The sequence below is a fragment of the Sorangium sp. So ce295 genome, from assembly GCF_051527405.1.
Classification (GTDB): Bacteria; Myxococcota_A; Polyangia; order Polyangiales; family Polyangiaceae; genus Sorangium; species Sorangium cellulosum_B.
Map to the genome: position 1 here is coordinate 10,765,553 of NZ_CP150324.1, position 14,626 is coordinate 10,780,178.

The 14,626-nt window shown below is 69.2% G+C and carries 14 protein-coding genes; 9 read left to right on the top strand and 5 right to left on the bottom strand.

Annotation, left to right across the window (positions count from 1 at the left end; translation table 11 throughout):
- The first annotated feature begins 37 nt into the window (after nt 1–37).
- Both WMF11_RS40835 and WMF11_RS40840 read left to right on the top strand, forming a co-directional pair.
- Nucleotides 38–1,303 (top strand): glycosyltransferase family 4 protein, encoded by a 1,266-nt coding sequence (locus WMF11_RS40835; protein ID WP_437974625.1) that lies wholly within the window; start codon nt 38–40, stop codon nt 1,301–1,303.
- Nucleotides 1,300–2,856 carry a heparinase II/III domain-containing protein gene (locus tag WMF11_RS40840; RefSeq protein ID WP_437974626.1) on the top strand — a complete coding sequence of 519 codons (1,557 nt, stop codon included), beginning with the start codon at nt 1,300–1,302 and terminating at the stop codon, nt 2,854–2,856. Before WMF11_RS40835 ends, WMF11_RS40840 begins: the two co-directional genes overlap by 4 nt.
- 20 nt (nt 2,857–2,876) lie before the next feature.
- Here the strand turns inward: WMF11_RS40840 and WMF11_RS40845 are convergent, their stop codons facing one another.
- The 5 genes from WMF11_RS40845 to WMF11_RS40865 all read right to left on the bottom strand — a co-directional run bounded on the left by WMF11_RS40845 (nt 2,877) and on the right by WMF11_RS40865 (nt 8,274).
- On the bottom strand, nt 2,877–3,623 hold the full coding sequence (locus tag WMF11_RS40845; RefSeq protein ID WP_437904524.1) for a class I SAM-dependent methyltransferase: 747 nt from the start codon (nt 3,621–3,623) through the stop codon (nt 2,877–2,879).
- 56 nt (nt 3,624–3,679) lie between these two features.
- Nucleotides 3,680–5,245, bottom strand: a complete 1,566-nt coding sequence (locus tag WMF11_RS40850; RefSeq protein WP_437974627.1) for a glycosyltransferase family 4 protein — start codon at nt 5,243–5,245, stop codon at nt 3,680–3,682.
- Nucleotides 5,246–5,649: 404 nt separating this feature from the next.
- Nucleotides 5,650–6,342 carry a class I SAM-dependent methyltransferase gene (locus tag WMF11_RS40855; protein ID WP_049876490.1) on the bottom strand — a complete coding sequence of 231 codons (693 nt, stop codon included), beginning with the start codon at nt 6,340–6,342 and terminating at the stop codon, nt 5,650–5,652.
- Between the two features lie 364 nt (nt 6,343–6,706).
- On the bottom strand, nt 6,707–7,171 hold the full coding sequence (locus WMF11_RS40860; RefSeq protein WP_437904526.1) for a serine O-acetyltransferase: 465 nt from the start codon (nt 7,169–7,171) through the stop codon (nt 6,707–6,709).
- Nucleotides 7,168–8,274, bottom strand: a complete 1,107-nt coding sequence (locus tag WMF11_RS40865) for a glycosyltransferase family 4 protein (protein ID WP_437974628.1) — start codon at nt 8,272–8,274, stop codon at nt 7,168–7,170. The genes WMF11_RS40860 and WMF11_RS40865 overlap by 4 nt, the downstream gene beginning before the upstream one ends.
- Before the next feature lie 513 nt (nt 8,275–8,787).
- Between WMF11_RS40865 and WMF11_RS40870 the strand changes: the two genes are divergently transcribed.
- The 7 genes from WMF11_RS40870 to WMF11_RS40900 all read left to right on the top strand — a co-directional run bounded on the left by WMF11_RS40870 (nt 8,788) and on the right by WMF11_RS40900 (nt 14,574).
- Nucleotides 8,788–9,315 carry a MerR family transcriptional regulator gene (locus WMF11_RS40870; protein WP_437545243.1) on the top strand — a complete coding sequence of 176 codons (528 nt, stop codon included), beginning with the start codon at nt 8,788–8,790 and terminating at the stop codon, nt 9,313–9,315.
- Between the two features lie 18 nt (nt 9,316–9,333).
- Nucleotides 9,334–10,551, top strand: coding sequence for an IscS subfamily cysteine desulfurase (locus tag WMF11_RS40875; protein WP_437555576.1), 1,218 nt, complete (start codon nt 9,334–9,336; stop codon nt 10,549–10,551).
- Between the two features lie 72 nt (nt 10,552–10,623).
- Nucleotides 10,624–11,073 carry a Fe-S cluster assembly scaffold IscU gene (gene iscU / locus WMF11_RS40880; RefSeq protein ID WP_437904528.1) on the top strand — a complete coding sequence of 150 codons (450 nt, stop codon included), beginning with the start codon at nt 10,624–10,626 and terminating at the stop codon, nt 11,071–11,073.
- A gap of 73 nt (nt 11,074–11,146) precedes the next feature.
- Nucleotides 11,147–11,623, top strand: a complete 477-nt coding sequence (locus WMF11_RS40885; protein WP_437545247.1) for a HesB/IscA family protein — start codon at nt 11,147–11,149, stop codon at nt 11,621–11,623.
- A gap of 55 nt (nt 11,624–11,678) precedes the next feature.
- Nucleotides 11,679–12,215: a Fe-S protein assembly co-chaperone HscB gene (gene hscB / locus WMF11_RS40890; protein ID WP_437974629.1), complete on the top strand. Its 537-nt coding sequence runs from the start codon at nt 11,679–11,681 to the stop codon at nt 12,213–12,215.
- Nucleotides 12,212–14,218, top strand: coding sequence for a Fe-S protein assembly chaperone HscA (gene hscA, locus WMF11_RS40895; protein WP_437974630.1), 2,007 nt, complete (start codon nt 12,212–12,214; stop codon nt 14,216–14,218). Before hscB ends, hscA begins: the two co-directional genes overlap by 4 nt.
- Entirely contained in the window at nt 14,218–14,574 is a 357-nt protein-coding gene (locus WMF11_RS40900; RefSeq protein WP_437295123.1) for a 2Fe-2S iron-sulfur cluster-binding protein, read from the top strand. The genes hscA and WMF11_RS40900 overlap by 1 nt, the downstream gene beginning before the upstream one ends.
- Nucleotides 14,575–14,626 lie beyond the last annotated feature (52 nt).

Here is a 14,626-nt window from a genome sequence, read left to right on the forward strand (position 1 = left end):
AAGCTCGCTTCCCACGCACGGACCTCCTGAAGCCCTCATGCGCATCCTCTACGTCTCTCCCTACTTTCCCCCCGAGTCGGGGGCCCCCGCCGCGCGTGTCTCCGAGCTCGCCCGGGCCTGGCGGCGTGCCGGACACGAGGTCACGGTCCTGACGGGCATGCCGAACCACCCGACAGGGGTGATCCCGGCTGCCTATCGAGGTCGGCTCCGCGTGGAGGAGGACTTCCACGGGGTCCGGGTCCTCCGCACCTGGATCTACGCCGCCGCCAACCGGGGCAAGGTGCGCCGCTCGCTCGCGTATGGGTCCTTCGCCCTGTCTGCGCTCTCGCTCGCGCAGATCGGTTTACCGCAGGCCGACGTCCTCATCGCGACGAGCCCCCAGTTCCTCGCGGCCGTGGCCGGCTACGGGCTCTCCAGGCTCCGCGGGATGCCGTTCGTGTTCGAGGTGCGCGACCTCTGGCCCGAGTCGATCGTGGCCGTGGGCGCGCTGTCGGCCGGGCACGCGGTCGTGCGCGGGCTCACGCGCGTCGAGGAGCACCTCTACGAGGCGTCCGACGGGATCGTGGTCGTCACGCAGAGCTTCCGGGAGCGGCTCATCCAGCGAGGAGTCCCCGCCGACAAGATCGACGTCATCAGGAACGGCGTGGACCTCGGGCGCTTCACCCCCGCCTCGCGCGACACGCCGCTCCGGGAGAAGCTCGGCTTCGGCGACCGCCTCGTCGTGGCGTACGTGGGGACGCACGGCATGGCGCACGGCCTCTCCGCCGTGCTCGACGTGGCGAGCGGCCTGCGCGCGCGCGACGACATTCGCTTCCTGTTCGTCGGCGAGGGGGCGGAGCGGGCCAGCCTGGAGGCGCGCGCCCGGGAGCTCGGGCTCTCCAACGTGACGTTCCTCGGCGCCCTCCCGCGCGATGCGGTCACCGAGGTGTATGCGACCGCCGATATCTGCCTGGTTCCTCTGCGCAAGACCGAGCTCTTTCAGACGGTCATCCCGTCCAAGATCTTCGAGATCCTCGCCATGGAGCGGCCCATCGTGATCTCGGTCGACGGCGAAGCGCGGTCCATCGTCGAGGAGGCGAGCGCCGGCGTCTTCGCTCCCCCGGAAGACGTACAGGCCATGACCCGGGCGATCGTCGAGCTCGCCTCCGATCCAGAGCGGCGAAGGCGCATGGGGTCGGCAGGGCGGGCCTACGTGATGCGCTCGTTCGAGCGCGACATGCTCGCGCGCGAGTATGTCGATGTGCTGGAGCGCGTGCTCTGCCGCTCGCGCTCTCGTGAAGGCCAGAGCAGGAGCGAGCGATGAACCTCCCGCGGATCGCCCGCACCCTCGTCCAGCTCCATCCGCTGCAGGTCCTCGCCCGCCCGATCGCCCTCGGCCACCGCGCGCTCGGCGGGGGGCCGAGCGCGGCGCTGGCGCCTCGCCTCCGGCCGGGCTTTGCCCCGTCGAGCCCGCGGTTCGCGGCCTTCGCCGACGCCGAGAAGGAGCGCGGGCGCGCGCGGCTGGCCGCAATTCCCGAAGGGTCGCTCCTGCACGCCTACGAGCGCGCCTACGGCTATGAGCTCGGCGCCGAGCCGACCCTCCCCGCCCCGAGCGCGTGGGACGACCCGATCGCGTCACACCCGTTTCCCGCGTCGGTGCGCGCCCGCCGGCTCGCGGCGGCGGCGCGCCTCGGCCGCCCCGGGCTCTCTGCCGAGCTGGCGCGCGCGTGTCGGGCCATCGCGCTCGGCCTCGAGCTTCACCTGCTCGCCAATCACCTCCTGGAGAACGCGATAGGGCTCGTGTGCGGCGGCGCCGTGGCCCACGGGCCCGAGGCCGAGGCGTGGTGGCGGCTCGGCTCCGCGATCCTGGCGTGGCAGCTGCCGGAGCAGTTCCTCGCGGACGGCGGCCATTTCGAGCTCTCCGCGTCGTACCACCTCGCGCTGACGGCCGGGCTGCTCGAGGCCATCGAGCTCGCGCAGGCGGCCGGCCGCGAGGTGCCCGAGCGCTGGAGGACCACGGCGGAGGGGGCCCTCGAGTGGGCCGCCGCCGTGCGCGCGCCGGACGGCTCGTACCCGCTCTTCAACGATGCGTCGCTCGACGCCGCGCCCGAGCTCGACCACGTCCTCGCCCTCGGCGAGGACCTCGGCCTCTTCACGCCGGGCAGGGCCTCCGGCGGCGGGCGGGGAGCCCCCGGCGCGCCACCGGACGACACGCCGTCGCTCGACCACCTCGCGGCCACCGGCTGGGTGATCCTGCGGTTCGGCGACCGGGCCTGGCTCGCGCTCGACGCGGGGATGGATGGAGCCCCCTATCAGCCCGGGCACGTGCACGCGGACGCGCTCACCTTCGAGCTATGGCTCCACGGAGAGCGCGCTGTCGTCGACTACGGGGTCTCCAGCTACAAGACCGACGGCGACCGGCAGACCACCCGCTCCACGCGCGCCCACAACACGGTGGAGCTCGGCGACATGGATTCGAGCGAGGTGTGGAGCGCCTTCCGCGTCGGCCGCCGGGCGCGCGCCGGGGTGCGCAGGCTCGAGCGCGCCTCGGCGCACGTCGCCGTCGAGGCTGAACACGACGGGTATCGCGCTCTCCCCGGAGCCCCCCGGCATCGCCGGACGGTGGAGCTGTCCGCTCGGGAGCTCGTGGTCCTCGACGACATCCTCGGCGGCAGGACGAGCGCCTGCTCCCGGCTCAGGCTCGACGAGGCCACCTTGCGACGCCAGGCCATCGAGATCGAGGGCATCCAGCTCACGCCCGAGCGGAGCCCGGGCGTATGGCACCCCTGCTTCCGGAAGCCCCAGGCAGCCACGGTGTTCTCCGGACGCGGCGACGTGCGCGACGCCTGGCGCAGCGGCTTTCGCATCCGCTTTTAGAGCGGGCGCGTCTTCGTGCGCTACTCGCGCACGAGGCTGCCTGTGAGCGTGATGCGAAAAGGCGCGAGGGCCTCGACCTTGTCGAGCACGAGGTGCAGCGCCAGCGCAGCCTGGTGGAGCCCGGGGATCAACACCGTATAGCTCGGGTGGTCGACCCCGGTAGCGAGCTTGTCGACGCGGAAGCCCGCGGCCTTCGCGAGGCGCTTCACGGCCCAGACCGTGTTCATGCGGAAGTACGTCGGGTACGGCTTGGCATTGCCGCTGCCGCTCGTCCCGCGCAGGAGCCCGACGTAGAGCGTATGAAACCAGTGCGGCGTGAGGTGGGTCGCGAGGCCCGAATAGGAGAGGAGGTTCGGCGCCGTGAACACGAACCGCCCCCCCGGCCGCAGCAGACGGTGCGCCTCGCGCAGCACCGCCTCGGGCCGCTCGAGGTGCTCGAGCAGGTGGTCCGCGGCGATCACGTCCGCGCAGCCGTCCGGCAGCGGGATCGACTCGCCGTACGCGCAGATATGCCGCTGCGCCGGGTTGCGCGCGAGCGCCGCCTCATCCGGATCGACCGCGTAGATGGTCTTGCCGTCGAGAGGCACCGTCGCGACCTTTCCGAACCACAGCGGCCCGCAGCCGAGGTGGATGATGTCCGTCGCCGGCGCGACCGCCTCGTCCACGATGCCCTGATAGACCTTCCAGTAATGCGCATGATCGCTGAAACGATAATAGAGCTCGTTCGTCTTGCAGTTGAGACCAACGATCTTGCGGGCAATATCCACGATATCTCCTCAATCAGTCCGGCGGCACGAACACATCAGCGCGGGATAGCGGCCCCTCACACCACCGAGAAGCGCCCATGCGGGCGCGAGTCCCGAGCGCGCGGCGGCGGCCGGCGCAGCAGCAGGCGCTCTGCAGAGTCCACGACGAGCTGCAGCAGCATGTCGGCCTGCGGATTGACCGCGCACTCCTCGCTGTCCCAGCGGAAGCGCAGCTCGACGGTCTCGCCCTCGAGCTTGATCGGGAACACCGCGACCACCGCCTCGCGGAGCTGCTGCGGCGTCGCCGCGTCCTGCGCCCAGCTCCAGGGCTTCACGCGCGCGCTGCCGTTGGCCCCGGCGGAGCTCACCTCGAGCGCGACGAGCTTCGCCTCCTCGGCGAAGCGCTCGAGCACCGGGCGCAGCTTGTCCACGCCGCTCGCGGCCTCGATCTCCATCAGCGCCCACGGCACAGCGCGGCGCAGCGCCTCCACGGCGGCTTCGCGGGGGCGCCGGGGGTCCTGCGGCTGCGCCCCGAAGAGCGGGAGCGAGCCCGCCGTGCGCACCACGATGAAGAGCACCACGCTGCAGGCGACGAGGGCGAACCCGATCTCGAGCGAGCGACCGACATACGCCACCAGCGCGACCACGGTGAACAGCAGGCTGAGCCCATACAGGATCAGCACCGCGCTGCGATGCGAGTGGCCCTTGTCGAGCAGCTTGTGGTGGATGTGCGAACGATCGGCGGCGAAGATCGGCCGGCGAGCGACATAACGCCGCACCATCGCCGAGATCATGTCGAAGATCGGCAGGCCCAGCGCGAGCAGCGGCACCATGACGGCGAGCGCGGTGCCGCCCTTGTGCGTGCCCACGCCGAAGAGAGGGATCGCGGCCAGCATGAACCCAAGGAACATGCTCCCGGTGTCCCCCATGAAGATCGTCGCGGGGTGAAAGTTGTGAAACAGGAACCCCACGATCGCGCCCGCGAGCGTCGCCGCGAGCAGGCAGATCACCATGTTGCCGGGGTAGCCGCCGAGGTACGCGGTGATGAAGTTCGCGACGCAGGCGAAGAAGCCGACGCCCGCCGCGAGCCCGTCGAGCCCGTCGATCAGGTTGACCGCGTTGATGATGGCGACGAACCACGGAATCGTCACCAGGAACGAGAGCGGCCAGAACGATACATGCCCGAAGTACGGCAGCGTCACGCACTCGAGGCGGAGCCCGAAGGCCCAGGCGATCGACGCGACGAGGACCTGCGCGGCCAGCTTGTGCCGCGCGCGCATTCCCTTCGTATCGTCCCAGGCGCCGACCGCGGCGATCGCCAGCCCTCCAGCCAGCAGCCCCACCACCAGCGAGTGCTGCGAGAACCACATCAGCCCGATCTGCGTCCCCAGCGCGGCCAGGATGAACAGCGGCAGCACGAAACCCGCCACGATCGCGAGCCCGCCCAGGCGCGGGACGCACCGCGTATGTACGCGTCGCGCGGTCGGTTCATCCACTGCCCCCACCGTCACCGCCAAACGGCGCGCGAGCGGCGTCGCTGCCCACGAGAGCACCAGCGCCAGAATAACCGCCGTGAGCGTACTTACCATCGCTCGCTCCTCTGGAAATCCCGCACCCCTAAGGTGCGGCGCGGCGGGCGGCATTCATAGCTCATCACCATGGCGGACAGCCCGTTGTTGGTGCGCACCTAGTACCCCAAGTCAGCACACGGAACAACCCAGGAGCAGGCTTTGGAATCCGGCGAGGGTCTGGAACTTTCCTCCGTTGCTTACATTTTACAGTCACATTGTACAATTTTACCTGTGAGTGTTTACCGTGGTGCGTCGCCCTGATGACAATGTCGTTATGCCGGCCTCGGCCGTAGCAGGGTTTGCCGTGAAAGCGGAAACGCCTTCATCGAAACAGAGACGTGGCCTCGGCGGCCCTCCTCGTCCCCGCAGCGCTTGGAGCCCCTCGCGAGGCGCGTGGCGCTCCGAAGCAGCGCTGGATCCCGCGCCTGGTGTGCGCTTTCTGGCCCGAGACTCCATGGTGTGATGGAGTCGGGCCATCAGCTCTTTTCGGCGACGCAGAAGATGTACGGGGACGTGACGGCGTTCGGTCGGGGAGCCAGGCCGCGCGCGTCGAGCGCCCAGACGAGCTCAGCAACGGCGGAGGCAGCGCCGACCGCCGGTAGGCGGAGCCAGCGCGACCCGATGCTGCCCACGCCGAAGAGGCTGACGTCCAGCGGAAGGATGTAGTCGCTCCGCAGCACATGGAGGCCCGCGTCGCGATGCGCCTTCACCAGCGCCTCGCGGTCCAGCGGAACATGAACGTCGTAGGTGGGCCTGTCGGTGACCTTGGCCACCCACCCCACGAGCCCGCGCATGTTCGGGATCTCCGTGACGATGCGCCCGCCTGGGCGCAGGTAGCGCGCGCATGCGCGGAGGCAGCCCGCCGTGTCCTCGAAGTGCTCGACCACGCCGAGCGACACCACCGCGTCGAAGGCGCCCACGAAGCGCTCCGGCGGCTCGAACAGATCGGCGCACACGATCTCTCCAGGGATGCCTGCGCTCGCGAGGATGTCCCGCTCCTGCGCGCAGCCAATCTCGGTATAGTCGAGCCCGCTGACCTGAAAGCCAAACTCACGCGCGAGGTAGGGGAGCCAGGCGGAACGACCACAGCCGATCTCCAGCAGGCGTTGCCCCTTCGTGTCCATGCCCTCGAACGCGCGAACGAACTCCCGATGAAATGCCTGGCGCACGTATTGCCGAAACCCACGCGCGTGCGGATCCACCGGCTTTGGGAGCGACCGGTTCGACCACACTTGATTCCAATGCGCTTTTCCTGCCTTGTCTCCGGCCGACGAAGCCGCGTTGCTCATCACGTCCTCGCTAGGGCAGGGCCGCCGGCGGGGCGGATGCCTCGCGAAAGGAATCACGGTTTCCCAGCTCGGTCCAGGACAAATCTGGACGAATTGTCGCAGCGCGGCACCCCGGGCGCTCCCCGGCCGGGCGAAGCCAGCACGCCCGTGGCCATGCGGGCCCGCACGGGCCACGCGCGCCATGGAACCGGGCACGCACGGAGATGCGCCCGGTCACCCGGTCGAGCCGACCCGATCCTGCGGATCAGGCGCTCGGGTTATCCAGCTCGTAGTACTTGAGCTTCCTGTCGGACGCGATGATCCTGAACGGGTTCCCGGCGACGACGGAGTTGGACGGCACGTCCTTGTTCACGACGCTGTTGGCGCCGATGATCACGTTATCCCCGATGGTGATGTCGCCGAATATGGCGCTCCCCGCTCCGACATAGACGTCGTTGCCCAGGCGTGGGACGCCCTGGCTGCCGAAGTTTCTCCCTATCGTGACGTTCTGGCAGATGAGGCAGTTGTCGCCGATGACCGTCCTCGTGTGGATCACGACCCCGAGCCCCCAGTAAGCGAGCCTGAAATTTGCCCCGATCGTGGCCGAGGAGGGGACGAAGACCGCGAACACGAACCTGTTCAACCACGTGATGAGCGTGGCGACGAAGGTCAGGTTGTTCCGATAAAAGAAGTTTCCCAGCCGATACAGCAGCACAGAAGGGTTCTTCATAGCGTCGACAACAGGTCTCTGAACTTGGTCACGGCATGACCCATCCTGTTGGTCTGCCTCACCCTCTCGAGCGAGCGCCGCGAGAACTCCTCCAGCAGCGCCGGCTCGCGGAGGACGGTCAGGACCGCCTCGGCGATCTGCCCCGGGCTCCCGACGTCCACGAGGAGCCCATTTCTCCCGGACACGACGAGATCGTTCACGGCCCCCACCCTGCTGGACACGACGGGGACCCCGAGGGCCATGACCTCCAGCAAGGCGTTCGGGAACCCTTCGCTGTGCGAGGTGAACACGCACAGATCGAAGGACGAGATGACCTCGTTCTTGTCCGTCGAGAGCCAGCCCATGTACTCGGTGTTCTCGAGCTGGTTCTCGGAGATGAACCTGCGCACGTCGTCCAGCTCGCTTCCGTCTCCGTAGATCTTGGCGCTGACCGAGGCGTTCGCCCGCTGCAAGAGGAGCATGGCCTCGAGAAAGTCGTAAATACCCTTCTGCCGCTCGATCCGGTTGAAATAGAGCAGCCTCAAGGGCCTGTCCATGGCTCGAGGGTATGCCTTGTGCTCCACGTCGCCGAAGCTGGAGTCGGGCAGCCAGTTCTCGATGACGACGAGTTTGTCCCCATATTTCTCGGGGACCAGGCTCTGGAAGAAGCTCCGCCAGGTTTCGCTCTGGCATATCACGACATCGCAGGATCTCACGACGGCGCTCAGGTACGACCGGTACAGCCTGCTCCTGGCGACGTTGTCGACGATCGGCCCCGAGCGAGGGAAGATGGCGACCTTCTTGCCGAGCAGCTTGCCGAGGAGCCCGATCGACCCCTTCTCGACGAAGCTCAGCCCCGAGCTCGAGAACAAGAGGACCGCATCCACCCTCGAGAAGAGCAGCGCCCTGACGCACCTCAGCACCCTCGGCGCGATCCTGTGCAGCCTGCGGCGCACCGATTGCACCCGGATGCTGTCGAGGGTGGAGTCGACGAGGAGGAAATCGAAATCGTCTTTCAGATCGCTCTCGATCAGAGAGCGACAAGCAAAGTACTGCCCACCCATCTTCCCGTCAGCCGGGGGATTGAACGAGCCCACGAACAGGATTCGTTTCTTGTCTGCCATCGCGTCGCTATCGTCGCGGAGGTGATACCATACCTGTCCGGCGATGGATGGCGGGAACGCCCGCTCGCCGAGCGCCGCGCCGACAGCGCCGGATCGTCACCGAACGGCCCGCGATCCCAGGAAAGCAGTCAGCCTGCCTCGGCACAGGGCGGTGGCGGCGGGCTCTGCAGGCGCGCCCTCCCGCTGACCCGACCCGCCGCGGCGCGGCCGCCTCTCGCGGCCGCGGCCGGTGGCCCGGGACGTTGCTCCTCCGGCATCTCGAGCGGCCGCCGATTCCGCCTCCTTCCGCTGTTTCACGCTGGCCCCGTACGACCCGGTTGACAGTCTTGGCGCTCCGACCTACAAGGTCCCCAACCCTCACGCGCACGTAAGGGTCATGGTTTCAACCGAGCACGGTTTCGATCGCGACGGGCCGTTGACCACCCGATGACCACCCGCCACCACCTTCCGCTAGCCCACGAGCAAAGCATCGCGGGGCCCGTCACGTCCAGCACGTCCCGAACGGACGACCTGATGGGGGCTCTCGGTGGTGCCGAGGACGAGGAGCGCCTCCTTCAGGTGGGGGACATCGCCAAGGCAACCGGGAAAACCGTGCGGGCGATCCACCACTACGAAGAGGTGGGGTTGCTCACGCCGCACGCCCGCTCCAAGGGGCGCTACCGGCTCTACGATCACGCGGCCCTGACCCGCGTCCGGTGGATCGGCAAGCTCCACGACCTCGGCCTGTCGCTGAGCCAGATCCAGCAGATCGTCTCGACCTGGGAGTCGTCCCCCTCGGCCCCCGGCGCGATGGCGCAGATCCGCCACGTCTACCAGCAGAAGCTCGAAGAGGTGCGGGAGCAGGTCGCGCACCTCAAGACCCTCGAGCACGAGCTCGTGGCGAGCCTCGCCTACCTCGACACCTGCGAGGCGTGCGACCCGGCAGAGCTCGTCGCCGCCTGTACGAACTGTAACCTCCACGACAAGAGCACGGCTGAGCCCGAGCTCGTCGCCGGGATCCGCGGCAATGGGCATTGCCGCCACGGCTCGAATCACCGCTGAGCGAGAAACACCATGGCTATCCAGCTTCCGATCTACATGGACTACCACGCGACGACGCCCGTCGATCAGCGTGTCCTCGACGTGATGCTGCCGTATTTCAACGGCAAATTCGGCAACGCCGCGAGCCGGAGCCACGTCTTCGGCTGGACGGCCGAGGAGGCGGTCGGCCACGCTCGCGAGACGCTCGCCAGGTTCATCGGCGCCTCGAACCCGAAGGAGATCGTCTTCACCTCGGGCGCGACCGAGAGCGACAACATCGCCATCAAGGGGGTCGCCGAGTTCTACAAGGACAAGGGCAACCACATCATCACGAGCGTCATCGAGCACAAGGCGGTGCTCGACACCTGCAAGCGGCTCGAGAAGCAGGGCTACGAGGTCACCTACCTCAAGGTCGACAAGTACGGGATGGTCGACCCGGACGACGTCGCCCGGGCGATCACCGACAAGACGATCCTTGTCTCGATCATGCTGGCCAACAACGAGGTCGGCACGGTCCAGCCCATCGCCGAGATCGGAAAGATCACGAAATCGAAGGGCATCCTCCTCCACTCCGACGCGGTGCAGGGGGTCGGGAAGGTCCCGTTCAACGTCGAGCAGATGGGGGTCGACCTCGCGTCGGTGACGGCCCACAAGATCTACGGCCCGAAGGGCATCGGCTTCCTGTACGTGCGGAGGTCGAAGCCGCGCGTCCGCATCACCGCGCAGATGGACGGCGGCGGCCACGAGTTCGGCATGCGGTCCGGCACGCTCAACGTGCCCGGCATCGTCGGGTTCGCCAGGGCAGCCGAGATCCTCATGGAGGAGGGCGAGGCGGAGTCGGCGCGCATCCTGTCGCTGCGCGAGCGGCTCAGGAGCCGGCTCTGGAAGGAGCTCGACGCCATCCAGCTGAACGGCTCGCCCGATCGGCGGCTGCCGGGCAACCTCAACGTGTCGTTCAGCTTCGTCGAGGGCGAGGCCATGATGATGGCGATCAAGGACGTGGCGGTCTCGAGCGGCTCGGCGTGCACGAGCGCCAGCCTGGAGCCCTCCTACGTCCTCCACGCGATGGGCATCGGCGACGACCTCGCCCATTCGTCCATCCGGTTCGGGCTCGGGCGCTTCACCACCGAGGAGGAGGTCGACTACGTGGCTGACCTCGTGATCCGGAAGGTGAACAAGCTGCGTGACATGTCGCCCCTCTACGAGATGCACAAGGAGGGGATCGACCTGAACACCGTGCAGTGGGCGGCCCACTGACGAGCGGCGCGGGCGCCGCCGGCCCGACAGAGCAAGGTTTCGAGACGAAAGGAAACGGTCGAGGAGAGAGCCATGGCATACAGCGATAAGGTCATCGAGCACTACGAGAACCCCCACAACGTCGGCACGCTCGACAAGAATGATGAGCACGTCGGCACCGGGCTCGTCGGCGCTCCGGCCTGCGGCGACGTCATGCGCTTGCAGATCAAGGTCGGCGAGGGCGGCGTCATCGAGGACGCGAAGTTCAAGACGTTCGGCTGCGGGTCGGCCATCGCATCGTCGTCGCTCGCCACCGAGTGGCTGAAGGGCAAGACGATCGACGAGGCCGAGACGATCAAGAACAGCATGATCGCCGAGGAGCTCCACCTGCCTCCGGTGAAGATCCATTGCTCGGTCCTCGCCGAGGACGCGATCAAGAGCGCCATCGCCGATTTCCGCGCCAAGCAGCAGGCGAAGAAGGAGCTCGCGGGCGCGGCGCCTTCGGTCCCCGCCCCGGCCGCCGCGACGGCGAGCGCGGAGTAACAGCGCCGGGGCTTCGGGGCGGAGGCGGCCCACAGCACCGGAACCGGAACCGGAACCGGAGAAGGAACGACGCATGCAGAGCAGTGAGCAGACCACGACCAAGCCGGCGGACACCGGTCCGCACGCCGCGCCCACCACGACCGCTGACGCCGCGCCCGCGCGCAGCGACGGGGCCTCGGGCGAGGCGGAGGCGAAGCCGAAGCGGACGCTCTCGGTGAGCGACGCCGCGGTGCAGGCCATCCGGGCGCAGCTCGCCAAGCGCGGCACGCCCGAAGGCGCCATCCGGGTCGGGATCCGTGGCGGCGGCTGCTCCGGGTTCTCCTACGTCATCGAGTTCGAGGACAAGCCGCCCCGGTCCGGCGACCTCGTCCTGGAGTTCGCCGAGCCGGACAAGGCGACCGTGCGCGTCTTCTGCGACAAGAAGAGCATCCTCTACCTGGGCGGCTCGGTGCTCGACTGGGAGAAGACGCTCATGTACCAGGGCTTCAAGTTCAAGAACCCGCACGAGGCGACGCGCTGCGGCTGCGGGCACTCGTTCACGGTGGCCTGAGCCGCCGCTGGGAGCGCCCGCCCCGTCTCCAAGGCGCCTCCCCCCAGAGCACGCCATGACCGATCCCTTCGATACCCTGGGCGTCGAGCCGCGGTTCGACCTCGACCTGCGCGCCCTCGAGCAGCGCCACCGCGATCTCTCGCGCGCGCTCCACCCCGATCGCTACGCGGGCGCCCCCGCGGCCGAGCGCCGGCTCGCGCTCGGCCGCGCGATCGAGGCGAACGACGCCCTGCGCGTGCTCAGGGATCCGATCCGCCGGGCCGAGGCGCTGCTCCAGCGCGCCGGGGTCGCGCGGGGCGAGGAGGGCGAGCAGAAGGCCTCCCCCGCCCTGCTCATGGAGATGATGGAGTCGCGCGAAGAGCTCGCCGAGGCGGCGAAGGGGCGCGACCCCGCGCGGATCGCGCGGCTCGGCGAGGCGATGCTCGCGCGCGAGCAGGCGACCCTCACGGCGATCCAGGGCGCCTTCACCGCCGCAGGGAATGATCCGGAGCAGCTGCATGGCGTGCTCGCCTTGCTCAGCGAGCTCCGCTACATCCGGCGGTTCCTCGAAGAAGTGAGCGCCATCGAAGAAGAGCTCGCAGATTTGAAATGACCCTCCTCGAAATTTTCGACCCCAAGGCAAGGCCCAGCCCGATCGGCATCGATCTCGGGACGACGAACTCGCTCGTCGCCCGCGTGCGCGACGGCCGCCCGGTGGTCATCGACGACTGCAATGGAGAGCGGCTGGTGCCGTCGGTCGTGCACTACGACGAGCGCGGCCGCGCGGTCGTGGGCGACAGCGCGCGGCGGCTCGCGCAGAGCCACCCCCGCGAGACCATCGTCAGCGTGAAGCGCTTCATGGGCCGCGGCGCGGACGATCCGGAGACGCGGCGGCTCGGGCCGTACGAGTTCGCGGAGCCGAAGGGCCCCGAGGACGCGAAGAGCGTGCGCTTCAAGGTGCGGGACGCGGTCGTGACGCCCGTCGAGGTGTCAGCGGAGATCTTGAGGGAGCTCCGCACCTCGGCGGAGCGCGAGCTCCGCTCCGTGGGCGGCGCGGTGATCACGGTGCCGGCGTACTTCGACGACGCCCAGCGGCAGGCGACCAAGGACGCCGGCCGGCTGGCCGGGCTGGAGGTGCTGCGCCTGCTCAACGAGCCGACCGCCGCGGCGCTCGCGTACGGGCTCGACAAGCAGCAGAACGGCCTGTTCGCCGTGTACGACCTCGGCGGCGGGACGTTCGACGTCACCGTCCTCCTGCTCGACAACGGGGTCTTCCAGGTGAAGTCCACGGGGGGCGACAGCTCGCTCGGCGGCGACGACATGGACAGGGCGCTCGCGGAGCGGCTGCTCGAGGAGATGGGCGCGACGCGGCGCACGCCCGAGGTGGTGCGGCTCGCGCTCGACACCGCCCGCAGCATCAAGCACGCGCTGACCGACGCGACGCAGATCGAGATCGAGCTGCCCGTGCAGGCGGCCGAGGCGACCGGCGGCCCGGCGTCGAAGCTGGTCACCGTGACCCGCGACGAGCTGAACGCGCTCATCACGCCGCTCCTGGACCGCACGGGCGTCGCGTGCCGCCGCGCGCTCCGCGACGCCGGCGTCCAGGCCGCGGACATCGACGGCGTGATCCTCGTGGGCGGCGCGACGCGCGTGCCCCACGTGCGCGACTACGTGGCGCGCCTCTTCGGCAAGGAGCCGCTCAAGGACATCGATCCGGAGGAGGTCGTCGCGCTGGGCGCCGCCATCCAGGCCGACATCCTGGCCGGCTCGATGGATCGCGCGGACGAGGTGCTCCTGCTCGACGTGCTGCCGCTGTCGCTCGGCATCGAGACGATGGGCGGCGTCGCCGAGAAGATCCTGCCGAGGAACACGACGATCCCGGCGGGGGCGCGGCAGACCTTCACGACCTACGCGGACCACCAGACCGGGTTCGATCTGCACATCGTGCAGGGCGAGCGGGAGCTCGCCGCCGACTGCCGTTCGCTCGCGCGCTTCGTGCTCAAGGGGATCCCGCCGATGCCCGCGGGCATGGCGCGGCTCGAGGTGACGTTCCGCGTGGACGCCGATGGCTTGCTCGGCGTGACCGCGCGCGAGCAGACGACGGGGGTCGAGCAGAAGGTCGAGGTCAAGCCGAGCTACGGGCTGACCGACGAGGAGGTCGAGGACATGCTCCTCGCGGCGCTGGACCACGGCGAGGAGGACCTTCTCAAGCGCCGGCTCGTCGAGGCGCGGGTCGAGGGCGAGCGCGTGGCGATGGCGACGCGCAAGGCGCTCTCCGCGGACGCCGATCTGCTCGAGCCCGGCGAGCGCGAGGCGATCGAGGGCGCGCTGAAGGGCCTCGACGCGGCGATCCGCGGGGACAAGCCGGGGCTGATCCTGGCGCGCACGGAGGCGCTCGACGAGGCGACGCACGGGTGGGCGGGGCGGCGGATGGACCGCGCCGTGGCCAGGGCGATCGCGGGCAAGCAGGTCGAGGACGTCGAGGCGAAGGTCGCCGCGGCGAAGGGCGTGGACGCGCACCTGGCCGAGCACGCCGGGGACGACGCGAGCCACGCGCAGGTCGAGGCGGGCGGCGCTGGCGCGGCGAAGGCCGGCGTCGAGGCGAGGAGGAGCTGATGGCCAAGGTCCGATTTCTGGCGCACGGACGCGCGTGGGAGGTCGAGGCCCCGGTGGGCTCGTCCGTCCTCCAGGCGTCGAAGTCCGTGGGCGCGCCCGAGGGCGACGCGTGCGGCGGCGTCTGCGCGTGCTCCACCTGCCACGTCTACGTCACGAAGGGGCGCGAGCTCCTCAGCGAGGCCGAGGAGGACGAGGAGGACATCCTCGACAAGGCCTTCGACGTCCGGTCGACGAGCCGCCTCGGCTGTCAGGCGAAGATCTTGAAAGACGGCGATATCGAGGCGGAGATCTCCCGCGAGAGCCTCGACGCTTTCTACAACGAGCACCCGAACGTGAAGGATCCGCGCAAGGGCTGAGCCCCCGGCGCGCGCCGACCAGCGCGATCAACCCGCAACGACGGCAGGGACG